This is a genomic window from Gemmobacter lutimaris, assembly GCF_003570715.1.
GTDB lineage: Bacteria > Pseudomonadota > Alphaproteobacteria > Rhodobacterales > Rhodobacteraceae > Gemmobacter > Gemmobacter lutimaris.
Map to the genome: position 1 here is coordinate 71,313 of NZ_QXXQ01000006.1, position 25,134 is coordinate 96,446.

Genomic DNA, 25,134 nt, shown 5'->3' on the forward strand with positions numbered 1-25,134 from the left:
GATCTTTCCTTTTTCAGCCGAATCTCCACCCAGATCAGACAGGTGGAGACAGGGATGACGGTTCATCAACAGGTGCTGGACGGCTCGCATCGGGCCTTCATGCTGGGCTATCTGGAAAACCTTGCGCTGATCGAACGGCTTCACCGCCTGCTGCTGGATGTGGTCAAGGACGAATTTGAACGGCTGGGCATTCTGGAAATCAACCCTGTGCAGGCCTTGCTGCTGTTCAACATCGGCGACAACGAGGTGACGGCGGGCGAGTTGAAATCGCGCGGCTATTATCAGGGGTCGAACGTCAGCTACAATCTGAAGAAACTGGTGGAGCTTGGTTACATGCACCACCAGCGGTCGGAAATCGACCGCCGCTCGGTGCGGGTGCGACTGACCGAAAAGGGGCGGCGTGTGCGTGGCCAATTGCATGACCTGTTCTCTCGCCATGCCGAGGGGCTGGAAAAGCGCGGTGTGCTCAGCCCCGCGATGGTCGAGGATGCGAACCAGTCGCTGAAGCGGATGGAACGCTACTGGACCGACCAGATCCGCTATATCTACTGACGCCAGAGCCAGGCGTGGCTGGCCAGCATCCCCTGCGCCTTGGCAATGATGCGGTTCAGCGGCCCCGGATGCGGAATTGTGCCCTGTGCCAGCCGGTCCAGCGCGACCTCGGGCGGGCAGGGGCGGCGGGTCAGCGGGTCGTGATAGCGCGGATAGGCGATCAGCGCGGCATGGGCGATCTGGTCCAGCGAGGGGCGGGGCAGCGGGTGGCCATCGGGCGCACGGCGTCGGCGTTCGGGCACCGGACCCAGATCGCGGGTCAGCCCCCAGCCCGCATAGAAGGGCGCGCCGAGGCAGGTGACAGGTTTGTCGCGCAGCAACGCCTCGAAGCCCAGAAGCGAGGTCATCGTCCAGACCTCGGCGCAGGTCTCGATCAGCGCCACCGGATCGGCGCGATCGGCAATCACATCGGCCAGACCCTCGGCGTGCAGCAGATCGGGCGGCACCGCACCGGGGCGCAGGCCCGCCTCGACATCCGGGTGGGGCTTGTAAACGATCACCGCGCCGGGATGCGCCGCGCGCACGGCCCGAAGAAGCCCCAGATTGGTGCAGACCTCGCCCGCGCCAAGGCGGATCGAGGCATCATCCTCCACCTGTCCGGGCACGAGGATGCGATGGCCCTCGGGCAGATCGGGCAGTGTGCCGCCAAGGTTGTATTTCGTCACGCGAAGGCCAATCAGCCGCGCCCGCAGCGCCTCGGCCCGGTGCAGCCCGCCGGGGGGAGGGGGGCTGGTGATCAATTGCTCCAGACGGCTGGGGCGGGTCGGGTCATAATAGATGCCCAGATCGTCGGTCACGAGGCTCAGCGGCGGCACCAGTTCCGCCCCCAGCCCACGCGAGCGCAGAAATCCATCCTCCACCCGCCGCAGCAGGGGGGCGGCCAGCCCCTCAGGCTCCTTGCCCGCCCAGATCAGCAGACCCGCGCCGCGTCGCGCCGCCAGTTCGGCAGCCTTCAGGGGCGGGTCACGAAAGCTCAGCCGCCCGTGCCCGCCGAAGAAGCCCCGCAGCGGCCCACGCTTCCACAGCCGCATGCCGGTTGCCACATGGCCAGCCCGATCCTCGCGGAAGGCGCGCACCTCGGCCTCAAGCTGGTCCACCGCCTCCTCGAACCGGCACAGCCGGTCCCGGCAAGAATCATACCAGAGCGGGGCGAGGATCATCGCGCCCGCGAACATCTGTGCGGGTGTCAGGCGGCGGCCCCGCCTTGGCACAGGCTGTTCGTCCCGCGTCAGCCCCCATCCAGCATAGAAGGGCTGGCCAAAGACGCGCGGCCGGTGCCCGGCCCAGATCGCCTCCATTCCCAGTTGCGACGACACGGTATAGACCGCGATGGCGCCATCCAGCAGGTCATGGGGCGAGACCGGATCGGCGCAAATCTGCACGCGATCCGACAGCGCCTCGGGGCCGTAATGGCCGGGCCGCAGCCCGGCCCGCGTTTCGGGATGGGTCTTGATCAGGATGCGCGCGCCGGGGTTTTCATCCAGTGCGGCGGCCAGCATGTCCTGAAAGGTCTGCGCCGTGGCGCTGCCCCAGCGGACCGAGGCATCGCCCAGCGTCTGATCCACCACCAGCACATAGCCGGGCGCGGGAGGCGGCACGGCGGGATCGTGCAGGTTGTATTTCGACAGATGCAGCGCCCGCAACCGCCCGATCCCGTCGCGCGCGCGCTGCAAAAGCGCGGCATCGTCCAGCGGGTTGCGGGCGAGGATCGTTTCCAGCCGCGAGGGCGCGCTGGCGTCGAAATGCACGCCCGTGCCGTCGATCATCAGCCCCAGCGGTGGGTCACCCGCGCGGCCCGGCCGCAAGGAGCGCAGGAAGGGATCTTCCAGCCGCAGCAACGGCACACCGCGCCGCGCAGCCACCGCTTCGCCCCGCGCCGCATAGGGCGACCGGCCCCAGACCACCACGCCATCCTCGGGGCCGGGCAGGCCCAGCCGCAACTCGTGCCCGGCCAGTGCAAGGATGCGGCGCAGCCGGGGCTGGCGCAGGAAGCCTGCGGTGTAAAAGAACAGCCGCCGGGGAAGCCCCTCGGCGGCTGTCATTTCTGCGGCAGGGGAAGGCATCAGCCGCTGGACGAGCTGCTGGCCAGACTGCTGGCCGCATTGGCCGTGCCGGTGATCGCGTTGATCGTTTTCGACCATTGCGTGAACGGCGCCTCGGTGACGTAAAGCGTGTCGCCGTCGCGGATCAGGAAGTCGCGCGCCTCGAACATGCCGGTGGGCTGCGTCAGGTCCAGCACATAGACCATGCGCTGATCGCCGCGCAGATCCTTGCGGCCCAGCACCTGATTGGCAATCTCGGCCGGCTCATTGCGGAACACGAAGACCCCGGTCGGATCGGCCAGCGAGGTCGAAAGGCCCCCGACGGTGGCGATGGCTTCGATGGCAGAAAGCGTCTGCGTCTCAAACGGGACAAGGCTTTGCGCCCCGGTCGCGCCGAGGGCGGTGAAGGCGCGCTGGTCACGTTCGACAACAATCCGGTCGCCGCCGCGCAGCGCGATGTCCAGTGCCGGATTCTCGTTCAGGTCCTGAAGCCAGACCTTGCCGGTCTGGCTGCCGCGCGTCACCCGCACCACGGCGACGGCGGGTTCGATGGCGACACCGCCCGCCTTGGCGATCATCGCCGAAAGCGTGCGGGTCGGGCGTTCGATCGGGAAGACGCCCTGACCGCCAACCGCACCGGAGACAGACACCGTCTGCCCGTCGCCGGCCAGCCGCTGCACCGTGACCTGCGGGTCCGGCGTCTGGCTGTCGAGCTTGCGGGTGATCGCCTGACGCAGCCCGTCGGGCGTCTGGCCCGCCGCCTTGATCTTGCCGGCATAGGGCACAAAGATATAGCCCTGCCCATCGACCTGAACCTGATCCAGCACCGAAACCCGCTGGCCGGTATTGCCCAGCAGCGGATCATCCTTGACGTTTTCGAATACGGTCAGCGTCAGCACGTCGCCCGCGTTGATCGTATCGGACCCCACGGCGCCGGCTTTGCGGAAGGCATCGCTGAAACCATAGGCGGGCATGACAGAGGTGGCACGGGTGACGCGGCTGTTGACGGTGACGATGAAGGCATCGCCCTTGTTCATCACAGAACCGGCAAAGATTTCACGCTTGTTGGGGCCAGAGCGCGGCAGGCCGCAACCGCTTACCGTCGCAACGACCGCTACAAGGCCGACGAGCGTGGCCCTTCGGGTGGTATTCACTTTCACTGCTCGGGCTCCTTTATGGATTATGCCTCAAGTTTTTCCTGCAACCCTAGCCAAGGGGTTGAAAAAACGCCAGCCTCTCGTGCCGGGCATGGGAAATACGTCAGTTGACAAGCCGCAACTGTTGCCGTGGTGCCGCGTTTCCGGAGGTCAGAGCGTCATATGGGTCTTCCGGTGACAGCATCATGTCCACCACCTGACGCAACAGGACGCGCCGCCCGCGGGCCGAATAGAAGCCCCCGGGCACCTGACTGGTTTCCAGCAGGTAGCGGCGATAATCGCGGTAGGCGCGGCTGTCGGGGCGGACGGGCTGGCGGAAGAAATCGGTCAGGCTTTGCGTCGAGACGAATTCGGGCTTGGCATAGACGGCAGCCCCGAACGTCTTCAGGGGCAGGCCGCGCCACAGCGCCTGTTGCGCGGCGGTGGAGTTCACGGTGACTGCGCTGCGGGCGTGGTTCAGCAACAGTGCCAGCTTGCCGCCGCGCACGAAATGCACGCGGTCCTGCACGCCATGGTCACGGGCCAGATCGCGGATGGCGCGGGCGACGGGCACACGGCCGTCCTCCAGCGGATGCGCCTTGAAGACCAGATGGTGATGCGGGGGCGCGCCACGGGCAAAGCCTTCGATCACCACTTGCAGGAAATCGGTCATGGTGCGGAAGGGCGAATGCATCTGGAAGCTGGAGTCATGTTCCAGTTGCAAGAGCACAAGGTGATAGGGAAAGCCGCCGTGCCGGATACGCAGGGTGGCGAGCATCCGTTCCGCGGCATGCAGCGGCAGCAGCGCCAGCCGCTTGCAGTAAAGCCAGAACTCCTGCCGCACGGTCAGGGCGCGATGCGGGCGGTAGCCGCGATAATCCCGGCCGCCGGTCATCACGAACCAGTGGTAAAGGGCGCCATAGAACATGTGCTGCCGCATGTCGCCCCAGCGGGCGGGGGCGTCCGGCAGGTCGGTGTCGGACTGGGCAAGGGCCACCTGCATGTCCTGAAGGCTCAGATCCATCAGCCGCGAATGGCCGTTCGATCCGCCGCGTTCATAAGTCACCCAATGGGGCCGCAGATAGCCTTCCTCGAACACATGCACCATGATCCCGCGCGCGCGTGCAATCTTCACCGCCTCGGCATGGATTGCGCGGGTGTCGCCATAAAGCACGATGTCGGTGATGGCATGTTGGTCCAAGAGTGCGGCGCAGGTCGCGGGCCAGTCGGCGGCGGTGCCACGGTAGGGGATGTAGCTGGCGCTGTCGGGCCAGAAGGCGCTGTCCCCCCGGTTGAAGCCGACACGCCAGACCTCTGCCCCCGCTGTGCGCAGCATGCGGCCAAGCCGGGCAAACCAGGGTCCGTGCGGTCCCTGAAGGAAGAGGAAGCGCCGCCCCTCGCCCGTCAGGGGGGCATCCGACCCCTCGGTTGCCATGATCCGTCTGCCTGCCACTGACCCACCTGTTCTTTTTTCCCTGCCTTAGCACGGCGGGGCCAAGGGTGAAGGGGAATTCCTTCGAATTCTTTACCATAGTGCCGAAAAGCGCGGCGGGATTGTGACAAAGGAGTGGCCGCTCTTGCACGGTTGCCGCCAGAGGGCTAGGCATCGGGAAACGACAAGGAGAGACGCGATGTTCACCGGGATCGTCACCGATATTGGCAAGGTGCTGGAGCTGGAACAGAAGGGCGATCTGCGCGCGCGGATCGGCACTTCGTACGATGTGGCGGGGATCGACATCGGCGCCTCCATCGCCTGCAACGGCGTTTGCCTGACGGTCATCGCATTGGGCCGCGCGCCGCAGAACTGGTTCGACGTGCAGATCAGCGCCGAAAGTGTCGGCAAGACCAATATCGGCGAATGGGTCGTGGGCAAGCGGCTGAACCTTGAACGCGCGCTGAAGGTGGGGGACGAGTTGGGCGGGCATATCGTCTCGGGCCATGTCGATGGCGTGGCCGAGGTGGTGGCGATCCGCCCCGAGGGCGACAGCCTGCGCGTGACCTTCCGCGCGCCGGAGACGCTGGCGAAGTTCATCGCGCCGAAAGGGTCTGTCGCGCTGAACGGCACGTCGCTGACGGTGAACGAGGTCGAGGGCTGCGATTTCGGCATCAACTTCATTCCGCATACCCAGGCGGTGACGACCTGGAACGAGGTGGCGGTGGGCCAGAAGATCAACCTTGAGGTCGATACCATGGCCCGCTATGTGGCGCGGCTGCGCGAATGGGCGTGACGCCGGATCGTCCGTTACCCGGCATCGGCCATAACGGCGGGCCCGAGACCACTGGCCTGTCGTGGCGGCGCCATTGCTGGCGTTCGGCGCGCGCGGCGCTGGTGCCGCATCTGCCCATCGAAATCGTGCGCGGCCGGGTGCGCCGTGCCAAGGAACTGGGTCTGGATTACAAGACCTATGCCAGCGTGCGTGCCGCGACCGGGCATGACGTGGTGGCCTTCCTGTTTTCGTCGAATGCGCTGCGGGGGCCGGGGGCGGAACTTGGCCGGATCGGCGGGGCAGGGCGCATCGGCCTTGCGGTGGCGCCGCTGACGCCTGCCGCGCTTGCCGCCGCGCAGCCGCTGCTGGAAGCCTGCCATGCCGCGCCGCGGCCTTGGGGCCGGTTTGGCGAAATCCGCGCGACGCTGCGCGCGGCCCATGCCGGCCATCCGGCCGAGGGCGTGGTGCTGGTGGGCGATGCGCCGTTCGAGCCGGAATGGGTGGTGGCCGGGCGGCTGGGCTATTACCTGCCGGCCGCGCGCATCTTCGCGCAGGGCCTTTGACGCAGGGCCTTTGACTTCGCGCCCCGTGACTCTGCACTCTGGCAATCGCCGGGGCGCTGCGGTAATGGCAGGGGAACACCTTCCCGGAGACGTGCCATGACCGGACACAAGACCGACTTTTCCGACGCCATTTCCTCGACCGAGGAGATCATTGAAGACGCCCGCAAGGGCCGCATGTTCATTCTCGTGGACCATGAGGACCGCGAGAACGAGGGCGATCTGGTGATCCCGGCCGAGATGTGCGACGCGGCGGCGGTGAACTTCATGGCGACGCACGGGCGCGGGCTGATCTGCCTCACGCTCTCCAGTGCGCGGATCGACCAGCTTGGCCTGCCGCTGATGGCGTCGAAAAACTCGTCGCGCCACGAAACGGCCTTCACCGTCTCGATCGAGGCGCGCGAAGGGGTGGAAACCGGGATTTCCGCCGCCGACCGCGCCCGCACCATCGCGGTGGCCATCGACGACAAGGCCGGTCCGCAGGATATTGCGACGCCCGGCCATATCTTTCCGCTGCGCGCCCGTGATGGCGGTGTGCTGGTGCGCGCCGGTCATACCGAAGCCGCGACCGATGTGTCGCGTCTGGCCGGGCTGAAGCCCGCCGGGGTGATCTGCGAGATCATGAATGACGATGGCACCATGGCGCGGCTGCCCGATCTGGTGCAGTTCGCGCAGCGTCACGGGCTGAAGATCGGCACGATTTCCGACCTGATCGCCTATCGCCGCCGCCACGACAATCTGGTGAAAGAGGCATCCGTCCGCCGCGTGACCTCGGTTCACGGCGGCGAATGGGTCATGCGCATCTTCTCGGATGTGGCTCAGGGGGCGGAACATGTGGTGCTGACCAAGGGCGACATCGCGGCGCCCGGTCCGGTGCTGGTGCGGATGCACGCGCTGGACCCGCTGTCGGATGTGCTGGGCATCGGCGGCGTGGAAACGGCGGGCGAGCTTTCGGGGGCGATGAAGGTCATCGCATCCGAAGGGCGCGGCGTCGTCGTGCTGCTGCGCGACACTTCAATGAAACTGGTGGAGGCGGGCGAGGCCTCGCCGCAGACGCTGCGGCAATACGGGCTGGGCGCGCAGATCCTCGCCGCGCTGGGGCTGACCGAAATCACGCTGGTCACCAACCATCAGGCGCCCAAGGTCGTGGGGCTGGATGCCTATGGCCTGTCGATCTCCGGCACCCGCGCGATCAAGGAGTGACCCATGGCTGCCAATGAACAGCATTACACGCTGCCGCTGCCGCAGTTTGACAAGCCGGTGAAGCTCCTGATCGTCGTGGCGCCCTATTACAAGGACATCGCCGACAATCTGGTGGCCGGCGCGCAGGCCGTGGCCGCCGCCTGTGGTGCGGAAACCGAAGTGATCGAGGTGCCCGGCGCGCTGGAAATCCCGTCGGCCATCGCGCTGGCCGAACGGCTGTCGAATTACGACGGCTATGTCAGTCTGGGTTGCGTGATCCGGGGCGAGACCACGCATTACGATACGGTCTGCAACGATTCCAGCCGGGGCATCACGCTGCTGGGCCTGCAAGGCGCCTGTATTGGCAATGGCATCCTGACGGTGGAAAACCGCGAACAGGCCGAGGTCCGCGCCGATCCGGCCGGGCAGAACAAGGGCGGCGGGGCTGCCGCTGCCGCGCTGCATCTGATCGCCCATGCCCGTCGCTGGGCCGGCGCCCGCAAGGGTATCGGCTTTCGCGCCGAAGGGGGGCATCTGGCATGAGCGGCAAACCCGATGGCAAGCTGAAACGCTCGGCCGCGCGCTTCTTTGCGGTGCAGGCGCTGTTCCAGATGGAAACCTCGTCCCAGACAGTTGAACGCGTGGTGCGCGAGTTCGAAAGCTTCCGTTTTGGCGAGGTTTTCGAGGACGGCACCGAAATGGCAGAGGGCGACCTGACCCATTTCCGCAAGATCGTCAGCGAGGCGGTGAACTGGCAGGCCAAGATCGACCAGATGACCGACCGGGCGCTGGTGGCGAAATGGCCTATCGACCGCATCGACCCGGTGCTGCGCGCGCTGTTCCGTGCGGCGGGGGCCGAACTTGCCGCGATGGATACGCCGCCCAAGGTGGTGATCAACGAATTCGTCGAGGTGGCGAAGGCGTTTTTCCCCGAAGGCAAGGAACCGAAATTCGTCAACGCGGTTCTGGATCATATGGCGCGCGAGGAAAAGCCGCAGGCTTTTTCCGCCTGATCCCCCAAGGATCGCCCGGCGGCCTGCGTCGGAAGGGGAAAGGAGACCTGTGATGCTGATGAAACCGCTTGCCGTGCTTTCCCTCGTTTTTCTCGCCGCCTGCCAGCCGGGCGGCGATACTTCTGCCGCGGACCCCGTGCCGACCGAGGCAGAACTGGCGCAAGTCTGGCGGCTGGAGCGGCTGAATGGCGAAATCTTTTCCAATAGGGCCACGCTGGATCTGACCGATCCCGCCCGTGCCACGGGGCAGGCGCCCTGCAACCGCTGGTTCGCGGCGCGCGAGGTGCAATTGCCCGCCTTCCGCTTCGGCATGTTTGGTGCGACCCGCATGGCCTGCCCGGCGCTGGAGGCGGAACGGCGCTATCTGGACGCCATGGCAGAGGTCGATGCAGCCCGCCTCAGCGACGGGTGGCTGATCCTGACCGGGCCGGGTGGCCTGATGCTGGAATTCCGGCAGGAAACGCCGTGAGTTTCGGCAAATTGCCGCCAGTGCCCTGTCATGCGCAACAAAATGCTGCACCTGCGACGGTTTGGCGCTGGCGCCCCGGCGCAAGAGTGTTACGCTGATCCTGACAGGAGGATTCGTCATGCCCAAGCTTGTCCGGCTCTATATCGTCAATGTTGCCATCGGTTACGCGCTGGCCGCTGTGTTCGTGGCCCTGCTGGTGTGGTTCAACATCGGCAATCTGGGGCATCTGGTGCTGGAAACCGAAATGGGCTGGCTTGCGGGTCTGATGCTGTTCGTCAGCAACGGGGTCATCTTCGCGGGCGCGCAATTCGCCATTGCGGTGATGCGTCAGGCGCAGGATGACGAAGGCCCGCGCGGTGGCACCAAGGCGCCGGTCGTGCGCCGCGAACTGATCCCTGTTCAGGTCGAGGCCCGCGCCACCAAGCCCGGCACGGTCCGCCGCTGATTGCGCTATCGGCCAGAATCCAGCTGCGATAACGGTATGTTGCAAACTGGCCCTTCACGCGTCACCATGTGAGCGTGACCGGCCGGAAACCCCCGCGCATTAATTCCCCCTGCACTTGGAACCCGCGCTGCCGCATGTTCCTTTCCACCAGGACCAGTGGAGAATGTGCGATGGATATGCAGTTGCTTCGGACCTTTCTGGAGGTGTTTGACACCGGCGCCTTTGCCTCTGCGGCGGAACGGCTGCATGTGACGCAATCGGCGGTTTCCCTGCGGGTGCAGCGGCTGGAGGATCAGCTTGGCCGCCCGCTTTTCCTGCGCCACAAGACGGGGGTGGAGCCCACCCCGGCAGGGCGCGAATTCCGGCGTCACGCCTGGTCAATCCTGAAAAGCTGGGATCAGGCCCGCCGTCAGGTCGGCGCGATGGAGGCCGAGCCTGCCAGCCTGACGATCGGCGCCGAAGCCGCCCTGTGGCCCCGGTTGGGATTTCGCTGGCTGGATGGCCTGAAAACGGCGCTGCCTGATGCGATGCTGCGCGCGGAACTCGGCGGAAGCGACATGGTTTTGCGGCGCATGACAGAAGGCGAGATGCATGTGGGGCTGTGCTTCACACCCATTTCGCGCACCGGCCTGCGCTGCGAGCCCTTGCTGGAGGACCAGCTTGTTCTGGTCGCCCCGACCGAGGATTGCCAGATCGAGGATGTAAGAAAATATTACATCCTTGCGGACTGGGGCCCGGATTTCCTGCGCTTTCACGAAACCGCCCTGCCTGAACTGCCGATCCCGAAGTTTCAGCTGTCTTTGGGAACGCTGGTGGGCAGTTACATCCGCTCGCGCCCCTTCGCCGCTTACCTGCCGGCACGCTATGTGAAGCCCTTTCTGGATGCCGGACAACTGCATCTTGTGGAAGATGCACCGACCTTCACGCTGGAATCCTGGGTGATCTGGCGGTCCGACATGGAAACAGAGCTTGCGGCTGTTGCGGAATCGACACTGAAAGCGGTGGTGGCACGGCTGGACGAAGAGGTGACCGACTTGCTGGACGACCTGTAAGACCCGACTCGAGGGGGCTAAGTGGCACAAGTGGCTGGAAAATCGGCCCTGTGCCCTCCCTTCGGGCGGTTTCAAGGGGCGATGAGACGAGTAATTCTTGAGGCTGACCCGAGTTTTCTTAATATTGTCCAGATAAATCAAAGGATTAGATGTCCATTCGTGAACGGCGGAAGTGCGATGCACCCGCGTTGTTAGTGAAAGGACTTCAAGATGACCACGATCTGGAAAAATGTTGCAGTATCGGCTCTGGCTCTCATGATCGCGGCTCCGGCCATGGCGCAGACCGACCTGACCGGCACGCGCGATCTGAACGATCGTATCGACGACATCGACGAAGCGGTGGCCGAAGACATGGCGCGCGCCGAGGATGCCGCCCGCTTCTCGAACCCGGAATTCCGTCAGGGTTTCTCGGGGTCGGCCTCGCTGGGCTACTCGGGCAAGACCGGCAACAATGAAAGCCAGGAGTTCTCGGCCGGTGCGCGGATGCGCTACGCTTCGGGCCCCTGGGTGCAGAACATCGGTGTCGCACTGGATTTCGCGGATGACGACGGTGTGAAGACCAAGGAAGATGTCTTCGCGGTCTATGACGCGAACTACTACTTCAACGACAGCTTCTATGCCTTCGTGCTGGGCCGTGTGGAAACCGATGGCCTTGCCGCGACCGCCGGCGACATCAAGACCGACGCCTTCCTTGGCTTCGGCCCCGGTTACCGTGTGGTGAATACCGCCGACATGACGTGGCGTGTGCAGGCCGGTATCGGCGTGAGCTATCTGAAGGATGGTCTGAACAACAGCGATACCGAAACCGGCTACATCGCCTCGTCGCGGTTCTTCTACAAGTTCAACGACAACGTCTTCGCCACCAATGACACCGACATCCTGTATTCGGACACCGCGCTGCGGATCAACAACGACCTTGGCGTGAACTTCAAGATGACCGACAAGTTCTCGACCCGCGTCAGTTATCTGACCGAATACAACGACAGCCGCGCGATCCGCACCGACAACAAGCTGGGCGTGTCGCTGGTGATGGGCTTCTGAGCCCATCCCGACCAAGGATCTTTCATCGAACTTCAGGGGCAGGGCAACCTGCCCCCTTTTTCATGTGCGCATGGCAGGGCCCCCGAATGAAAAGGCCGGGCACCTGGCCCGGCCTTTCCGTCAGTTCATGCCCAGCATTCTTGGGAAGGCAAGCGAGACCTCGGGTATGTAGGTCACGATCATCAGGAACACGAGCGCCGTGACCAGCCAGGGGAAGGTGGCGCGTGTCACCTCGGTCAACCCCAGCCGGGATATGGCAGAGCCGACGTAAAGGTTCAGGCCCACGGGTGGCGTGCAAAGCCCGATTTCCATGTTCACCACCAGCATGATCCCGAAATGCACCGGATCGACACCCAGCTTCACCGCCACCGGATAGAGGATCGGCGCCATGATCAGCACGATGGCAGAAGGCTCCATCACCATGCCGATGAACAGAAGCATGACGTTGACCATCAGAAGGAAACCGATCTTGCCAAGGCCAAGGCTGACGATCCAGTCCGACAGCGTTTGCGGGATCTGCTCTGACGTCAGGATGAAGGCGAACATCACCGCATTGGTGATGATATAGAGCAGCATCGCCGACATGGCCGCCGAAGACAGCAGCACCTTGGGCACTTCGGTCAGCTTGATGTCCTTGTAGACAAAGACCGCCACAATGAAGGCATAGACGGCGCTGACGGCGGCGGCTTCGGTGGGCGTGAAGATGCCGCCATAGATGCCGCCCATGATGATCACGATCAGCATGAGGCCCCAGACGCTTTCGCGGAAGGCGGTCAGCCGTTCCCGCATCGAGGCGCGGGGCATCCGCGGATAGCCGTTCTTCCAGGCGCGCCAGATCGTCGTGCCGCCCAGCATCGAGGCCAGCAGCAGGCCGGGCACCACACCCGCCATGAACAGCGTCCCGATGGAGGCAGACAGCACGGGTTGCCCGTCGGCGCCGGTGACGACCATGCCCGAGGTGGCGACCGAATACATCACCATCACGATCGACGGCGGGATCAGGATGCCAAGGCCCCCGGCGGTGGCAATGGTGCCGACGCCGAATTGCGGCGGGTAGCCCTGTTTCACCATGGCCGGGATCAGGATGGAACCCACCGCCATCACCGTCGCGGGCGAGGAGCCCGAGATGGCCGCGAACAGCGCGCAGGCCAGAACCGAGGCCAGACCCATGCCGCCATACCAGTGCCCCACCATCGAGGTGGCAAAGCGGATCATCCGCCGCGCGACGCCGCCGTGGGTCAGGAAGTTGCCGGCAAGGATGAAGAACGGGATCGCCATGATCTCGAACTTCTCGATCCCGGTGAACAGCTTCAACGCGATGGAATCCATCGGGATTTCGGTAAAGCCGAACAGGAAGGTAAAGACCGTCAGACCCAGCGCGATGGAAACCGGCATCCCGGTGATCAGCAGCAGCGCAAGGATCAGGAAGATGATGAGCGCGGTCATGCGTGGCCTCCCTTGGCCAGATCGTCGGCCTCGTCCTCAAGCCCGTCCACGGCGCCATGGTCGTGATGGGCGATATAGCCGGTCGTCAGGTAAAGATACAAAGCCTGCGCGAAGCGGAAGCACATCAGGCCCGAGCCAAGCGGCACCGCCAGATAGATCAGCCACATCTTGATTTCGAGATCGGGCGAGGTCTGCCCGCCGTGATAGACGTGGTAAACGAAGTCGGTGCCGATCCAGGTGACAATGGCGGTGAACAGGATGCCGCCCGACATGGCGATGGTGGTGATAAGCTTGCGGGCATTGCCCTCAAGCCGTTCCACCAGAATATCGACGCCGACATGGATGCCCTTGCGCACGCCATAGGCCGCGCCGAATTTGGCCATCCAGACAAACAGGTAGATACAGGCTTCCTGGGCCCAGGTCAGCTTGATCGAATTGATGGCCTTGAAAGCCGAGCGGCCGAAGGATTGCAGCCAGGCGATGTCGGCAGAACGGCCCCAGCCGACAAGATCGGCGGCAAAGCCGATGGAAAAGCGGTGAACGACCGCCACGAAGATCAGCGTCACGGCCGCAGCCATGAGAAGCGAGATGAGGATTTCTTCGAAGCGGTCGAGGATGCGCAGGATCATGGCGAACCTCGTTGGGGTAAGCGGCGGCCCGGTTGCGGGCGGCGGCTGTGAAAAGGGGGGCACGCGGTGGTGCCCCCGCAGGTGGTGGACCCGGTCTCTGGGGAAGGCCGGATCAGTTGGTGCCGAGCGCGGTATAGACCTGCTGGATCAGATCGGCGCCGATACGGTCGGCCATCTGTTCATGCACGGGTTTCAGCGCTGCCACCCATTCGGCGCGTTCTTCGTCCGTCAGCGCGTGGAACTCGGTGGTTCCCGCAGCCTTCATCGCTTCCAGCGCCTTGTCGTTCTCTTCCTTGGCGATCGAGTTGGCATAGACGGTCGCCTCGGCCATGGCCTTGTCGAGATTGGCGCGCACGTCTTCCGGCAGGCCATCCCAGAAGGCCTTGTTCACGATCACCGCATAACCCAGATAGCCGTGGTTCGACAGCGTGGCGTGCTTCTGAACCTCGTTCATCTTCTGGGTATACATGTTCGACGGCGGGTTTTCTGTGCCGTCCACAACGCCGGTTTGCAGCGCCTGATAGACCTCGGAGAAGGCCATGACCTGCGGCACGGCACCCAGCGCCTGCATCTCGGCCTCAAGGATCTTCGACGACTGGATGCGCATTTTCAGGCCGAGGAAATCATCGGGCACATGCAGCGGCGAATTGGCCGACATGATCTTGAACCCGTTGTCCCAGTAAGCCAAGCCCTTGATGCCCTTGTCGTCCAGCCGCGCCAGCAGGCCCTTGCCCACTTCGCCATCGGTGATCTTGCGCAGATCGTCATAGCTGCCCATCAGGAAGGGCAGGTCGAACAGCTCGAACTGCTGCACACCCAGCGGGCCGAATTTCGCCAGTGACGGGGCAAGCATCTGCACCGCGCCCAGTTGCAGGGCCTCCAGCTCTTCCTTGTCCTTGTAAAGCTGGCTGTTGGGGTAAACCTCGACCGTCACCGCGCCATTGGTATAGGCCTCGGCCAGTTCCTTGAACTTCTCGGCGCCCTTGCCCTTGGGGGTGTCGGGGGCGACGACGTGGCTGAACTTGATGACGATGGGTTCGGCCAGCGCAGGCAGCGCGGTCGAAAGCGCGATGACGGCGGCACCCGCAAGGCGGGCGAGGCTGCGACGTGTCAGCATGGGTATCTCCTCCGTGTTCTCCGCCCTCCCGGCGGTCCTCCCCTTCTTGCCAGCCGGGACGCGCCGCCGCTATTGTGGGTTTCCGCAATTGCCCCGCTAACAGGGGCAGGCGGCGCAGGGGGAGGTTACGGCACTGGCGCAGGGCAAGGACGCGCGGGCGACAGCGGCGGCATCGCCGGGGGCGGAAGGCGACCCTTGGGCGGTCGAGGGCGGGCGGCCGCGTCTGCGGCGGCTGGATCTATTGTCGCTGGTGCCGCTGGTCGCCATCGTGGCGCTGGTCGCCATGGTGGGCGCGCTGGTCTGGGCCGTCAGCCGCAGCGAGGCCGAACAGGCACGGGTGAAGCTGGCCACCGATGCGCTGTGGGTGGAACAGACCCTGCGCTTCCAGCTTTCGGTGGACGAGGACATGCTGGTGCGGCTGGCGCTGGATGCGACGGGGGGTGTGCCGCCTCAGGCGCTGGATGCGCGGGGGCGGCTGCATATCGCCAACAATCCCGAACTCCTGTCGATCGTCTGGTATGATGCCAATGGTCGCCCGGCCCGCGCGCTGCCCGGCGCGGGGGCTGCCAGCGATGCCGATCTGGTGGCGCTGTTGCGGCGCACCGGCGCACAGGCGACCCGTCCGATCTATGGCGCAGTCGGTCCCGACGGGCGCGTGACCATGGCGCTGCCGCTGCCGGGGCAGGGCGGCTATGTCAGCGCGACCGTGGCCCTGCCGGTGATGCTGGATCGCCATGTGCCGTGGTGGATCGCCGAACAATATGGCGTGCGCATCCTTGGCGCAGATGACCGGGTGCTGGCCGAACGCCAGCGGCTGGAGCCGGACCCGGCCAACCCGTCCCATGCCATCAGCTTCGACCCGCCGATCCGGGGCACGGTGCTGCGCATCACCGCCTATGACGCGCCCGCTGGCTTCCGCTCGGCCCTGATGATCGGGGCTATCGCGGGGCTGGCGGCCTTTGCCATCCTTGCGCTTCTGGTGCTGTTTCGCACCGCCGAACGGCGGCGCAGCGCCGAGTTGCGGCTGCGCGGTGAAACCGCCTTTCGCCGCTCGATGGAGGAAAGCCTGACCGTGGGTCTGCGCGCCAAGGACCATCAGGGCCGCATCCTCTACGTCAATTCCGCCTTCTGCAATCTGGTCGGCTGGCAGGCGGGCGAGCTGGTGGGCCACCGCCCGCCGATGCCCTACTGGGATCCGGCCCGGCTGGACGAGACGCAGGCCCGTCATCGCGCGCTGGCGGCGGGCGGTGCGATCAGCCAGAGCTTCGAGACCCGCTTTCGCCGACGCGACGGGCAGGAAATCGACGTGCAGGTCTATGAGGCGCCGCTGATTGACGCCAAGGGCGCCCATCGCGGATGGATGGGATCGGTCATCGACATCACCGAAACCAAGCGGGCCGCCCGTCTGGCCCGCGCGCAGGATGAAACCATGGCGCGCACCGGGCGGCTGGTGACGCTGGGCGAAATGGCCTCGACCCTCGCGCATGAGCTGAACCAGCCGCTGTCGGCCATCGCCTCTTACGCCGCCGGTATCCTGAACCTCTTGGACAGCGGCCGCGCCGATCCGGCCATGCTGCGCGGCGCGACAGAGAAACTGGCACAGCAGGCGGGCCGGGCCGGGCTGATCATCCGCCGCATTCAGGATCTGGTGAAAAAACGCGAGCCGCAGTTTTCGCAGATCGCACTGGACGAGGTGATCGCGGAAACCGTGGGCTTTCTGGCGGCGGATGCGCGGGAACATCGCGTGCGGCTGGCGACCGAGATCGCCGCCGTTCCCCCCGTCGCGGCAGACCGTATCCTGCTGGAACAGGTGCTGATCAACCTGATCCGCAACGGGATGGAGGCGATGGGCGACACGCGGTCCGGCGATACGCTGACAGTGCGGCTGGTGCAGGACGAGGGGCAGGCGGTGATCGAGGTCGAGGACCATGGCGCGGGCATCGCGCCGGAGGTGGCGGGGCGGCTGTTCGACGCTTTCGCCACCACCAAGGCGCAGGGGATGGGCATGGGGCTGAAAATCTGCCGTTCGATCATCGAATTGCATCGCGGGCAACTCACCCATCGCGTGGCAGCCTCGGGTGGCACGGTGTTCCGGGTCAGCCTTCCTGTGGCCGGGGAACAGGAAAGGGCGGCGGAATGAGCGGGATGATCCATATCGTCGATGATGAAGAGGCGATCCGCGACGCGCTGGCCTTCCTTCTGGCCTCGCGCGGGGTGGCGGCGCGGGGCTGGGCCTCGGGTGAGGAGTTTCTGGCCGCGCAGCCGCTGGAGGATTGCGCCTGCGTCATCCTTGACGTGCGCATGGGCGAGCTTTCCGGGCCGGAGGTGTTTGAACGGCTGCGCGCCATGGGTAATCCGGTGCCGGTGATCTTTCTGACCGGACATGCCGATGTGCCGGTGGCGGTGCGCACACTGAAGGCCGGGGCCTTCGATTTCGTGGAAAAGCCGTTCAACGACAACCAGATCGTGGATCTGGCCCTGCGCGCCATCGCCGCCCATAAGGCGGCCGAGGCCGAGGCGGCGGCGCGGCGCGATCTGGCCGCCCGACGGGCCACGCTGTCGGGCCGCGAGGACGAGGTGCTGCGCGCCATGCTGACCGGGGCGCTGAACAAGCAGATCGCCGACCAGCTTGGCATCGCCATGCGCACGGTCGAGGTGCATCGCGGCCGGGTTCTGGCCAAGATGGGGGTGCGCAATGCCATCGAACTCGCGGCGCTGCTGGGGGCCGACGGGCGCGAGGGCTGAGGCCGGTCAGGCGCTTCCCAGTGTCAGCAGTGCGCGGCGGAACTCCGGTTCGGTCAGCACCACCTCGCCCGCGCCAAGCGCCTGCGCATGGGCCAGCGCGCGTGCCGTCAGCGCCTGCGCGGTTTCCACCGCGCAGGGAAGCGCCAGCCCCCGGCCCAGACCCGCGACCACCAGCCCGGCGAACAGATCGCCGGTGCCGGACAGGGCAATCGGCAGATGCGGCGTCGGGTGGCGGCTGATGCCCTCGGGGCCAAGGATGACGCTTTCGATATGACCCTCGGGCGTATCCTCCAGCGCGCAGCCTGTCACGATCAGCCGCGCCGCCGGGGCAAGCGCCAGCCCGTCACGCGCGGTTTGCAGATCCGCCAGCGTGCGGGTCGGCCCGCCGGTCAGCCAGCCCAGTTCAAACGGATTGGGCGTTGCCAGATCGGCCAGCGGCAACAGCCGGTTGCGCATCACATCGGCAATCGCCTCAGGCACATAAAGGCCCGGCCCCGCATCGCCCATCACCGGGTCGCACAGATAGGTCAGCCGCGGATTCAGCGCCTTCGCCTCGGCCACGAAATCGGCCACCATCAGCGCCACATCCAGCGAGCCGATATAGCCGGTCAGCAGGATGTCCGCCCGTTCCGCCAGCCCACGTTCGCGCGCGCCTTGCAGCAGGTCGGAAAAGAACTCCGGCGGCAGGGCACGACCGCGCAGCGTGGGGTAATTCGGAGTGTTGGAAAACATCACGGTAGGGATGGCTGCCACCTCAAGCCCCGCCGCCTGCATCGGAAACAGTGCGGCGGAATTGCCGACATGGCCGAAGACGACCTGGCTTTGGATGGCGATCACGAAAGGGGGCGGGGTCATGCGGGGCCGTCCAACCTGTTGTTCCTGTGCTCGACCCGGCCGCTTTCCAGCCGCCGGACAGCATGTTTGCACCAGTCCCCGGCCCGCAGGTCAAGGGCGGTAACGTCCTGCGGCTTGGCCCGGTTCAGCCGGTCCACACAAAGCACCTGCCTGCGCCGAGGCGAAGGATGTTTGGCCGATATTCCTGACCTCGGGCGGATCGAACTTGTGGATGGCCTTGTTCAGCGCTTCGATTCAGAACTCGGCTTCCAGCGTGTTTGATATCCGCCTGTGCAGAACCTTGCGGGGATGCCCGTCCATGATCGCCACGAAGATGCACCTTCCGGCAGGGCCCGCTTCCATTGATGGATCGTCGTCAGATGCACCCCGAAACCGGCTCTGCTTCATGCGATTCCGCTCTTCTTCCGGCCTTGTAAACGTGGCGGAAAACATCGGTGGCAAACGCAGTTTCCGGGGATCCGATCCGCAAGGCTGGTAGAGTTGCGGGCAATTCCCGCCTGATCTTGCTGCCGACATGCCTTCAGACCTGCCGCGAAATGGCGGCCTTGTCCGAGGCGGCGGCCCAAAAGCTGTGCTGCACCCGGCTTTTTGCGGCAGCGACCGCGCCTTGAAGGTCGTTTCCTAGCGAAAGATGGGCGGCGATGGCACTGGCCAACTGGCAACCCGTCCCCCGCAGTGTGGCATCTATCCGGGGCGCACTGAAAACAACGGGTTCGGCGTTTGGAAGGTAAAGGCGATCCTCGCTTGTGTCGGGGGATGCGCCATGGCCACCCTTGACCAGCACTGCGCGGCATCCCCGTTCGAGAAGGGCCGTTACACGAGCCCTTTCCTCTGGTGCGATCACCCCGAGGCGTCGGGCCAGCATCGCAAGCTCGGGCAGGTTGGGGGTGAGGAGGTCTACCTTGGGCAGGAGCCGGCCCAGCAGCAGGTCCGTTCCTGCCGTGTCTATGAGGTCGTGGCCGGAGCTTGAGCAGAGCACCGGATCGAGAATGCAGGGCGCGGCTGGCAGGGTTGCCGCAACGGCGTTGACGATGGCGGCTGAACAGAGCATCCCGATCTTGACCGCCGCGACCTGTCCCGCCGCGCGGATCTGGGCCGCGACCACCTCGGGCGCGATCGGATGAACCGCCGTCACCGTCCGGTCGGTCTGCGCCGTGACGGCGGTGACGGCAACGCGCGCGGTGATGCCACACTGCGCGGCCGTGGCGCAGTCGCGCAAAAGCCCCGCCCCGCCGCTTGAATCCATGCCGCCAATGAAGAGAACACACGCGGTCATGCGCCGTCCCCGATGATGGCGACCGACCTGTACCCATCTGCGATGACAGCTTGCGCGGCGCGCCAGGCGCGAAGACCGGTCGTGCAGACGAACACAACGCGCTGTCCTGCGTGCTGCGGCCTTGGTTCGGGCTGTTGCTGCGCGCGCAGGTCGATCACCAGATCGTCACGGGTGATCTGGGCGGGGGCAAGGATTTCGGGCAGGGCGGTTTCCGGCTCTGGGGCGCCGTCGAAACGAAACGCGCCAAGCCGCCAGTCTGCCAGATCCAGCGAAAGCATCTGCCCCAACGGCGAAGGCTTCTGGCCCAGCAGCACCGCCAATACCATTTGTGCCTGAAGTGCGCCCAGCGTCGCAACCACCGGCCCCATCACACCGTCAACCGCGCAACTGCCCAATCTGCCGGGCAAGTCGGGAAAGACGGCACGCAGGCTTGGCGCACCGCCGCAGAAGCCGCCAACGTAGCCCTGCCGCGCCAGCACCGAGGCGCTGATGAGCGATGTTCCGGCGGCGTGGCAAAGGTCGGACAGCGCGTAGGTAACGGCGAAACTGTCGGCTGCGTCGATGACAAGATCGACCGCGGCAATTTCCGCCCGCGCCGTGACCGGATCGAGGCGCCCGACAAGGGGAGAGACTTCGCAATCTGGGTTCAGGCCGGCAAGCGCGACCGCTGCCGCCTCTGCCTTCGGGCGGCCGAGGTCGGACATGCGAAACAGGGTCTGGCGGTGAAGATTGCTTTCCTCCACGGTATCGGGGTCGGCAAGGCGCAGATAGCCCACGCCGGCCCCCACGAGCGCCGGCAGGAGCGTCGCGCCCAGCCCGCCCGCACCGACCACAAGCACGCGGGCGGCGGCAAGTTTCGCCTGTCCGGTTGCCCCGAACCCGGACAGCCGGATCTGTCGCGCGTAGCGGGTCATTGCAGATACCTCCGCGTTGCTGCAAGCCAGTCGCGGCAGCGCGCTTCGGGGTCTGGAGCTTGCTGAATATCGGTCACCACCGCCGCGCAGTCGGCTCCGGCGGCAAAAAGGCCGGGCAGCCGCTCGGGCGTCAGGCCCCCGATGCCGACCAGCGGGGTCGCGCCTGCCCGCGCCCTCCAGTCGCGCACCCGGTCCAGCCCCTGCGGCCCCCATTTCATCTGCTTCAGCCGTGTCGGATAGATCGGCCCGAGTGCCACATAGGCCGGACCAAGCGCCAGTGCCCGCGCCAGTTCCGCCTCGTCATGTGTCGAAAGGCCGTAACGCACCCCAGCGCGACGTAGTGCTGCAAAATCTGTGCTGTCCATATCCTCTTGCCCGAGATGGACAAAATCGCAGCCCAGATCGAGCGCGACTTCCCAGTGGTCATTCACCACCAGCCGGGCACCATGCAGAGCACAGAGATCGCGCGCCCGGCCGATCTGCCGTCGGATCTCGGCTTCGGGCAGGGCCTTGATCCGCAACTGCACAAGCCGGACACCAAGCGGCACCAGCCGTTCCAGTTGCGCGACATCGCCCACGATCAGGTAGAAGGGATCGAGCCACATCATGCCAGCTCCGCCATGCCGAAGACCGGGGTCGAGGCCACCGCCATGTCGCGGCGCAGCATCAGCCCGGCCTCGTGTGCCAGCCGCCCGGCGGCCACCGCCTGCCCGAAGGCGCGCGCCATGCCCACCGGGTCGCGGGCCTTTGCGACGGCGGTGTTCAGCAGCACCGCGTCAAAGCCCATCTCCATCGCGGCGGCGGCCTGCGAGGGTGCGCCGATGCCAGCGTCGATCACCAGCGCGATTCCGGGGAAATGGGCGCGCAGGCTGCGCAGGCCCTCGGGGTTGCGCAGGCCTTGCCCCGAGCCGATCGGCGCGCCCCATGGCATCAGCACCCGGCAACCGGCCTCGACCAGCCGTTCGGCAAGGATCAGATCCTCGGTCATGTAGGGAAAGACCGCGAAGCCCTCGGAACAAAGGATGCGCGCCGCCTCGACAAGAGCGAACGGGTCGGGTTGCAGGGTGTCGGCATGGCCGATCACCTCAAGCTTGATCCAGTTAGTGGCAAAGAGTTCCCGCGCCATGTGGGCGGTGGTCACCGCCTCGCGCACGCTGTGGCAGCCGGCGGTGTTGGGCAGGATGCGGCGGCCGGTGTCGCGCAAGAGCTCGCGGAACGCGCCGCCCCCCGCGCCCTCGCGGCGCAGGGAGACGGTGATGACCTCGGCCCCCGAGGCGGTGATGGCCTCGCCAAGGATGGCGGGCGAGGGGTATTGCGCCGTGCCCAGAAGCAGGCGGCTGGTCAGGGGGATGCCATAGAACATCGCTCAGCCCCCCTGCATAGGGGCGAGAACCTCGACCCGCGCGCCGGGGACGAGGGGGGTGCTGCCGCGCAACGCTGCCGGGACGAAGGCCCCGTCCAGTGCGGTGGCGACGGCGCGATCGTCGAAGCCCAGTTCGACCAGCAACGCGGCCAGATCGGTGGCCTGCACCCTGTGCCGGGTGCCATTCACTTCAAGATGCAAGGGAAACCTCCTGAAACAGGGTTTGCGCCAGTTGTTCAGCCAAGGCGGGCGCCATCAGAAAGCCGTGGCGATACAGGCCGTTGACGAAGATCCGGTCGCCCTGGTGGCGGATGGCGGGGATATTGTCGGCAAAGGCCGGGCGCAGGCCGGCGCCGGTTTCCACCAGTTCGGCCTCGGCCAGCGCGGGATGCAGTGCATAGGCGGCCGACAGCAGCTCCATCACGGCGCGGGCGGTGATCGGCCCGTCCCTGTCGGTCTCGACCATCGTGGCGCCGACCATGAACAGCCCCTCGCCGCGCGGGACGACATAGCAGGGAAAGCGCGGATGGAGGAGCCGCACCGGGCGCGCCAGCGCGATCTCGGTGCTGCGCAGCAAGAGCATCTCGCCGCGCACCGCGCGCAAGCCCGGCAGCGCCGACTGCGCGGCCAGACCCCGGCAGTCGATCACCTGGCCCCGTGACGGCGGTTCGGTGCCGCCGAAATGCAGCTCGGCACCAAGTGCCCGCAGCCGGTCGCGCAGCGCCCGCAGCGTCGCGCGCGGGTCCAGATGCGCCTCGTCGGCGAAGAACAGGCCAGTGGCGAAGCGGCCCGCCAGATCGGGTTCCAGCGCCGCCGGATCGGCTGGCCGGTGGCCGCGGGTGGCGCGGGCAAAGCGCGCCAGTTCCGGCTGGTCGCGCGGCGGGGCCACCACCAGCGTGCCATGGCCCAGAACACCCGGCACCCGCGCCGCCCACCATGTGCGGGCCACCTGACCGGCGATCACTACCGCCTCGGGCGCCGCCTCGCCCTCGCAGAACGGTGCCAGCATGCCGCCGGCATACCACGAGGCGCCGGTCGGGTCGGGGCTTGGGTCGATCACCATAACCCGAGCGCCGCGTTCAATCAGGGCGGTGGCGACGCAAAGCCCCGCCACACCGGCGCCCAGAACCGTGAACTGGGGCGGCAGGGTCATTCCGCCGTATCCACAGGGACATAAAGCGCGCCAGTCTCGCGGAACTTCTCGGCCATGCCTTCCATGCCGCGCTGGCGGTCGGCCTCGGCGCGGATGTCGTGGCTGATCCGCATCGAGCAGAACTTGGGCCCGCACATCGAACAGAAATGCGCGACCTTGTGCGCCTCTTTCGGCATGGTCTCGTCATGCATTTCCCGTGCGGTGTCGGGATCGAGGCCAAGGTTGAACTGGTCTTCCCAGCGAAAGTCGAACCGCGCCCGGCTCAGCGCATCGTCGCGCCGTTGCGCCCCCGGATGACCTTTGGCCAGATCGGCGGCATGAGCGGCCAGCTTGTAGGTGATGACCCCGGTCTTCACATCATCGCGGTCGGGCAGGCCAAGGTGTTCCTTCGGCGTGACGTAGCACAGCATCGCCGTGCCGAACCAGCCGATCATCGCCGCGCCGATGGCGCTGGTGATATGGTCGTAGCCCGGCGCGATGTCGGTGGTCAGCGGCCCGAGCGTGTAGAACGGCGCCTCATGGCAATGTTTCAGTTGCTCGTCCATATTGGCCTTGATCTTGTGCATCGGCACATGGCCGGGGCCTTCGATCATCACCTGACAATCCTTCGCCCAGGCGATCTTGGTCAATTCGCCCAGTGTCCGCAGTTCGGCGAATTGCGCCTCGTCATTGGCATCGGCGATGGAGCCGGGGCGTAGCCCGTCGCCCAGACTGAACGACACATCATAGCGGCGGCAGATGTCGCAGATTTCCTCGAAATGCTCGTAGAGGAAGCTTTCGCGGTGGTGATGCAGGCACCATTTCGCCATGATCGACCCACCACGCGAAACGATCCCCGTGACCCGTTTCGCCGTCATCGGGATCATGTGCAACCGCACGCCTGCGTGGATTGTGAAGTAGTCCACCCCCTGTTCGGCCTGTTCGATCAGCGTGTCGCGGAAAATCTCCCATGTCAGATCCTCGGCCACGCCGCCCACTTTCTCCAGCGCCTGATACAGCGGGACCGTGCCGATCGGCACCGGGGCGTTGCGGATGATCCAGTCGCGGATATTGTGGATGTTGCGGCCCGTGGAGAGGTCCATCACCGTGTCGGCGCCCCAGCGGATCGCCCAGACCATCTTTTCCACCTCCTCCTCCATCGAGGAGGTCACGGCGGAATTGCCGATGTTGGCGTTGATCTTCACCTTGAAGTTCCGGCCGATGATCATCGGCTCCAACTCGCGGTGATTGATATTGGCCGGGATGATGGCGCGGCCCGCCGCAATTTCGGCGCGCACGAATTCGGGTGTCACCAGATCGGGCAGCATGGCGCCGAAACTTTCACCGTCGCGCGTGGCGGCGGCGCTGCGACCCTCGTTCTCGCGCAGGGCGACGAACTCCATCTCGGGCGTGATGATGCCCGCCCGGGCATAGGCAAGCTGGGTCACCGCCCGGTCGTCCGTGGCGCGCAGGGGTGTGCGCTGCACCGGAAAGGCGGGCGTCAGCCGCGCGCCGGTGGCAAAGCCGTTGTCGGCCTCGGTCACCGCGCGGCCCGTGTAGCTTTCCACATCGCCACGCGCCTGCAACCAGCCGCCGCGCACATCGGGCAGGCCCTGCGCAATGTCGATCTGCGCCGCCGGATCGGTATAGGGGCCGGAGCTGTCATAGACGGTCAGCGGTGTCTCGCTGGAAATGCCGATCTCGCGCAGCGGCACGCGGATGTCATGCGTTGCGCCGGTGACATAGACCTTGCGCGAGGCGGGCAGGGCGCCCGTGGTGATGGCGGGGATCGTGTCTTTCATTGTGGTCTCCTCTTGCGATGAGACCCAAGTGAAACAGTCGGCAGAAAGGGACCACATGGCCCCGGCTGCGCCGAATGGGCCAAAGCGGCCCGAAAGGACCGCCCCCGGATGTGCGAGGAATGCGGAAATGCCCTTCGGTCTTCCTACGCCAGTGTC

General features: G+C 65.8%; 26 protein-coding genes. 12 read left to right on the forward strand and 14 right to left on the reverse strand.

The window, feature by feature from the left end:
• The first annotated feature begins 54 nt into the window (after window positions 1–54).
• Window positions 55–552: a MarR family winged helix-turn-helix transcriptional regulator gene (locus tag D2N39_RS12210; protein WP_054300947.1), complete on the forward strand. Its 498-nt coding sequence runs from the start codon at window positions 55–57 to the stop codon at window positions 550–552.
• On the opposite strand, the gene D2N39_RS12215 is transcribed toward D2N39_RS12210, so the two are convergent.
• The 3 genes from D2N39_RS12215 to D2N39_RS12225 form a co-directional block, all read right to left on the reverse strand.
• Window positions 546–2,594, reverse strand: coding sequence for a capsular polysaccharide biosynthesis protein (locus D2N39_RS12215; RefSeq protein WP_233557128.1), 2,049 nt, complete (start codon window positions 2,592–2,594; stop codon window positions 546–548). The two genes, D2N39_RS12210 and D2N39_RS12215, sit on opposite strands and share 7 nt — an antisense overlap.
• A 20-nt stretch (window positions 2,595–2,614) precedes the next feature.
• On the reverse strand, window positions 2,615–3,754 hold the full coding sequence (locus tag D2N39_RS12220; RefSeq protein WP_119135071.1) for a polysaccharide biosynthesis/export family protein: 1,140 nt from the start codon (window positions 3,752–3,754) through the stop codon (window positions 2,615–2,617).
• Between the two features lie 100 nt (window positions 3,755–3,854).
• A complete protein-coding gene (locus D2N39_RS12225; protein ID WP_119135072.1) occupies window positions 3,855–5,165 on the reverse strand; it encodes a capsule biosynthesis protein in 1,311 nt (436 codons plus the stop codon).
• Window positions 5,166–5,361: 196 nt separating this feature from the next.
• Here D2N39_RS12225 and D2N39_RS12230 point away from each other — a divergent pair, with 196 nt between their 5' ends.
• The 9 genes from D2N39_RS12230 to D2N39_RS12270 all read left to right on the forward strand — a co-directional run bounded on the left by D2N39_RS12230 (window position 5,362) and on the right by D2N39_RS12270 (window position 11,699).
• Window positions 5,362–5,958, forward strand: a complete 597-nt coding sequence (locus tag D2N39_RS12230) for a riboflavin synthase (protein ID WP_119135073.1) — start codon at window positions 5,362–5,364, stop codon at window positions 5,956–5,958.
• Window positions 5,949–6,500: a hypothetical protein gene (locus tag D2N39_RS12235; protein WP_119135074.1), complete on the forward strand. Its 552-nt coding sequence runs from the start codon at window positions 5,949–5,951 to the stop codon at window positions 6,498–6,500. Before D2N39_RS12230 ends, D2N39_RS12235 begins: the two co-directional genes overlap by 10 nt.
• A 96-nt stretch (window positions 6,501–6,596) precedes the next feature.
• The gene (ribB, locus tag D2N39_RS12240; RefSeq protein ID WP_119135075.1) at window positions 6,597–7,700 is read left to right on the forward strand and encodes a 3,4-dihydroxy-2-butanone-4-phosphate synthase; all 1,104 of its coding nucleotides are present in this window, start codon (window positions 6,597–6,599) and stop codon (window positions 7,698–7,700) included.
• A gap of 3 nt (window positions 7,701–7,703) precedes the next feature.
• Window positions 7,704–8,222 (forward strand): 6,7-dimethyl-8-ribityllumazine synthase, encoded by a 519-nt coding sequence (locus D2N39_RS12245; protein ID WP_119135076.1) that lies wholly within the window; start codon window positions 7,704–7,706, stop codon window positions 8,220–8,222.
• Entirely contained in the window at window positions 8,219–8,692 is a 474-nt protein-coding gene (gene nusB, locus D2N39_RS12250; protein WP_119135077.1) for a transcription antitermination factor NusB, read from the forward strand. Before D2N39_RS12245 ends, nusB begins: the two co-directional genes overlap by 4 nt.
• Before the next feature lie 52 nt (window positions 8,693–8,744).
• Window positions 8,745–9,161, forward strand: a complete 417-nt coding sequence (locus tag D2N39_RS12255; protein WP_119135078.1) for an META domain-containing protein — start codon at window positions 8,745–8,747, stop codon at window positions 9,159–9,161.
• A gap of 118 nt (window positions 9,162–9,279) precedes the next feature.
• On the forward strand, window positions 9,280–9,606 hold the full coding sequence (locus tag D2N39_RS12260) for a hypothetical protein (RefSeq protein WP_119135079.1): 327 nt from the start codon (window positions 9,280–9,282) through the stop codon (window positions 9,604–9,606).
• Window positions 9,607–9,776: 170 nt separating this feature from the next.
• Window positions 9,777–10,658 (forward strand): LysR family transcriptional regulator, encoded by an 882-nt coding sequence (locus D2N39_RS12265; RefSeq protein ID WP_119135080.1) that lies wholly within the window; start codon window positions 9,777–9,779, stop codon window positions 10,656–10,658.
• A gap of 210 nt (window positions 10,659–10,868) precedes the next feature.
• Window positions 10,869–11,699, forward strand: coding sequence for a DUF481 domain-containing protein (locus D2N39_RS12270; RefSeq protein ID WP_119135081.1), 831 nt, complete (start codon window positions 10,869–10,871; stop codon window positions 11,697–11,699).
• Between the two features lie 120 nt (window positions 11,700–11,819).
• Here D2N39_RS12270 and D2N39_RS12275 read toward each other — a convergent pair whose 3' ends face one another.
• From D2N39_RS12275 to D2N39_RS12285, 3 genes are all read right to left on the reverse strand, one after another.
• Window positions 11,820–13,145 (reverse strand): TRAP transporter large permease, encoded by a 1,326-nt coding sequence (locus D2N39_RS12275; RefSeq protein WP_119135082.1) that lies wholly within the window; start codon window positions 13,143–13,145, stop codon window positions 11,820–11,822.
• Window positions 13,142–13,774 carry a TRAP transporter small permease gene (locus D2N39_RS12280; protein ID WP_119135083.1) on the reverse strand — a complete coding sequence of 211 codons (633 nt, stop codon included), beginning with the start codon at window positions 13,772–13,774 and terminating at the stop codon, window positions 13,142–13,144. The genes D2N39_RS12275 and D2N39_RS12280 overlap by 4 nt, the downstream gene beginning before the upstream one ends.
• A gap of 112 nt (window positions 13,775–13,886) precedes the next feature.
• Window positions 13,887–14,891, reverse strand: a complete 1,005-nt coding sequence (locus tag D2N39_RS12285) for a TRAP transporter substrate-binding protein (RefSeq protein WP_119135084.1) — start codon at window positions 14,889–14,891, stop codon at window positions 13,887–13,889.
• A 232-nt stretch (window positions 14,892–15,123) separates the two neighbouring features.
• Between D2N39_RS12285 and D2N39_RS12290 the strand changes: the two genes are divergently transcribed.
• Together D2N39_RS12290 and D2N39_RS12295 are read left to right on the forward strand one after the other, a co-directional pair.
• On the forward strand, window positions 15,124–17,031 hold the full coding sequence (locus D2N39_RS12290) for a two-component system sensor histidine kinase NtrB (protein WP_119135085.1): 1,908 nt from the start codon (window positions 15,124–15,126) through the stop codon (window positions 17,029–17,031).
• Window positions 17,028–17,636, forward strand: a complete 609-nt coding sequence (locus D2N39_RS12295; protein ID WP_119135086.1) for a response regulator transcription factor — start codon at window positions 17,028–17,030, stop codon at window positions 17,634–17,636. The genes D2N39_RS12290 and D2N39_RS12295 overlap by 4 nt, the downstream gene beginning before the upstream one ends.
• A 6-nt stretch (window positions 17,637–17,642) precedes the next feature.
• Here the strand turns inward: D2N39_RS12295 and pdxY are convergent, their stop codons facing one another.
• From pdxY to thiC, 8 genes are all read right to left on the reverse strand, one after another.
• On the reverse strand, window positions 17,643–18,491 hold the full coding sequence (pdxY, locus tag D2N39_RS12300) for a pyridoxal kinase (RefSeq protein WP_119135087.1): 849 nt from the start codon (window positions 18,489–18,491) through the stop codon (window positions 17,643–17,645).
• Between the two features lie 520 nt (window positions 18,492–19,011).
• Window positions 19,012–19,767, reverse strand: coding sequence for a bifunctional hydroxymethylpyrimidine kinase/phosphomethylpyrimidine kinase (thiD, locus tag D2N39_RS12305; protein WP_119135088.1), 756 nt, complete (start codon window positions 19,765–19,767; stop codon window positions 19,012–19,014).
• Entirely contained in the window at window positions 19,764–20,681 is a 918-nt protein-coding gene (locus D2N39_RS12310; RefSeq protein ID WP_119135089.1) for a HesA/MoeB/ThiF family protein, read from the reverse strand. Before D2N39_RS12310 ends, thiD begins: the two co-directional genes overlap by 4 nt.
• Window positions 20,678–21,286, reverse strand: coding sequence for a thiamine phosphate synthase (locus D2N39_RS12315; RefSeq protein ID WP_119135090.1), 609 nt, complete (start codon window positions 21,284–21,286; stop codon window positions 20,678–20,680). Before D2N39_RS12315 ends, D2N39_RS12310 begins: the two co-directional genes overlap by 4 nt.
• Entirely contained in the window at window positions 21,286–22,044 is a 759-nt protein-coding gene (locus D2N39_RS12320) for a thiazole synthase (RefSeq protein ID WP_119135091.1), read from the reverse strand. The genes D2N39_RS12315 and D2N39_RS12320 overlap by 1 nt, the downstream gene beginning before the upstream one ends.
• Before the next feature lie 3 nt (window positions 22,045–22,047).
• Window positions 22,048–22,245, reverse strand: a complete 198-nt coding sequence (gene thiS, locus D2N39_RS12325; RefSeq protein ID WP_119135092.1) for a sulfur carrier protein ThiS — start codon at window positions 22,243–22,245, stop codon at window positions 22,048–22,050.
• Complete coding sequence (locus D2N39_RS12330) at window positions 22,235–23,197, reverse strand: FAD-dependent oxidoreductase (RefSeq protein ID WP_119135093.1); 963 nt, start codon at window positions 23,195–23,197, stop codon at window positions 22,235–22,237. Before D2N39_RS12330 ends, thiS begins: the two co-directional genes overlap by 11 nt.
• Window positions 23,194–24,978 carry a phosphomethylpyrimidine synthase ThiC gene (gene thiC, locus D2N39_RS12335; protein WP_119135094.1) on the reverse strand — a complete coding sequence of 595 codons (1,785 nt, stop codon included), beginning with the start codon at window positions 24,976–24,978 and terminating at the stop codon, window positions 23,194–23,196. The genes D2N39_RS12330 and thiC overlap by 4 nt, the downstream gene beginning before the upstream one ends.
• Window positions 24,979–25,134: the final 156 nt, after the last annotated feature.

Excerpts from the sequence above, each read along its gene's own strand:
- D2N39_RS12260 (WP_119135079.1), top strand. The coding sequence starts at position 9,280 with ATGCCCAAGCTTGTCCGGCTCTATATCGTCAATGTTGCCATCGGTTAC.
- D2N39_RS12245 (WP_119135076.1), top strand. The coding sequence starts at position 7,704 with ATGGCTGCCAATGAACAGCATTACACGCTGCCGCTGCCGCAGTTTGAC.
- D2N39_RS12255 (WP_119135078.1), top strand. The coding sequence starts at position 8,745 with ATGCTGATGAAACCGCTTGCCGTGCTTTCCCTCGTTTTTCTCGCCGCC.
- D2N39_RS12315 (WP_119135090.1), bottom strand. The coding sequence starts at position 21,286 with ATGTGGCTCGATCCCTTCTACCTGATCGTGGGCGATGTCGCGCAACTG.
- D2N39_RS12210 (WP_054300947.1), top strand. The coding sequence starts at position 55 with ATGACGGTTCATCAACAGGTGCTGGACGGCTCGCATCGGGCCTTCATG.
- D2N39_RS12230 (WP_119135073.1), top strand. The coding sequence starts at position 5,362 with ATGTTCACCGGGATCGTCACCGATATTGGCAAGGTGCTGGAGCTGGAA.
- D2N39_RS12265 (WP_119135080.1), top strand. The coding sequence starts at position 9,777 with ATGGATATGCAGTTGCTTCGGACCTTTCTGGAGGTGTTTGACACCGGC.
- D2N39_RS12280 (WP_119135083.1), bottom strand. The coding sequence starts at position 13,774 with ATGATCCTGCGCATCCTCGACCGCTTCGAAGAAATCCTCATCTCGCTT.
- D2N39_RS12270 (WP_119135081.1), top strand. The coding sequence starts at position 10,869 with ATGACCACGATCTGGAAAAATGTTGCAGTATCGGCTCTGGCTCTCATG.
- pdxY (WP_119135087.1), bottom strand. The coding sequence starts at position 18,491 with ATGACCCCGCCCCCTTTCGTGATCGCCATCCAAAGCCAGGTCGTCTTC.
- thiC (WP_119135094.1), bottom strand. The coding sequence starts at position 24,978 with ATGAAAGACACGATCCCCGCCATCACCACGGGCGCCCTGCCCGCCTCG.
- D2N39_RS12215 (WP_233557128.1), bottom strand. The coding sequence starts at position 2,594 with ATGACAGCCGCCGAGGGGCTTCCCCGGCGGCTGTTCTTTTACACCGCA.
- D2N39_RS12285 (WP_119135084.1), bottom strand. The coding sequence starts at position 14,891 with ATGCTGACACGTCGCAGCCTCGCCCGCCTTGCGGGTGCCGCCGTCATC.
- D2N39_RS12320 (WP_119135091.1), bottom strand. The coding sequence starts at position 22,044 with ATGTTCTATGGCATCCCCCTGACCAGCCGCCTGCTTCTGGGCACGGCG.
- D2N39_RS12225 (WP_119135072.1), bottom strand. The coding sequence starts at position 5,165 with ATGGCAACCGAGGGGTCGGATGCCCCCCTGACGGGCGAGGGGCGGCGC.
- D2N39_RS12295 (WP_119135086.1), top strand. The coding sequence starts at position 17,028 with ATGAGCGGGATGATCCATATCGTCGATGATGAAGAGGCGATCCGCGAC.
- ribB (WP_119135075.1), top strand. The coding sequence starts at position 6,597 with ATGACCGGACACAAGACCGACTTTTCCGACGCCATTTCCTCGACCGAG.
- nusB (WP_119135077.1), top strand. The coding sequence starts at position 8,219 with ATGAGCGGCAAACCCGATGGCAAGCTGAAACGCTCGGCCGCGCGCTTC.
- thiD (WP_119135088.1), bottom strand. The coding sequence starts at position 19,767 with ATGACCGCGTGTGTTCTCTTCATTGGCGGCATGGATTCAAGCGGCGGG.
- D2N39_RS12330 (WP_119135093.1), bottom strand. The coding sequence starts at position 23,197 with ATGACCCTGCCGCCCCAGTTCACGGTTCTGGGCGCCGGTGTGGCGGGG.
- D2N39_RS12310 (WP_119135089.1), bottom strand. The coding sequence starts at position 20,681 with ATGACCCGCTACGCGCGACAGATCCGGCTGTCCGGGTTCGGGGCAACC.
- D2N39_RS12235 (WP_119135074.1), top strand. The coding sequence starts at position 5,949 with ATGGGCGTGACGCCGGATCGTCCGTTACCCGGCATCGGCCATAACGGC.
- D2N39_RS12275 (WP_119135082.1), bottom strand. The coding sequence starts at position 13,145 with ATGACCGCGCTCATCATCTTCCTGATCCTTGCGCTGCTGCTGATCACC.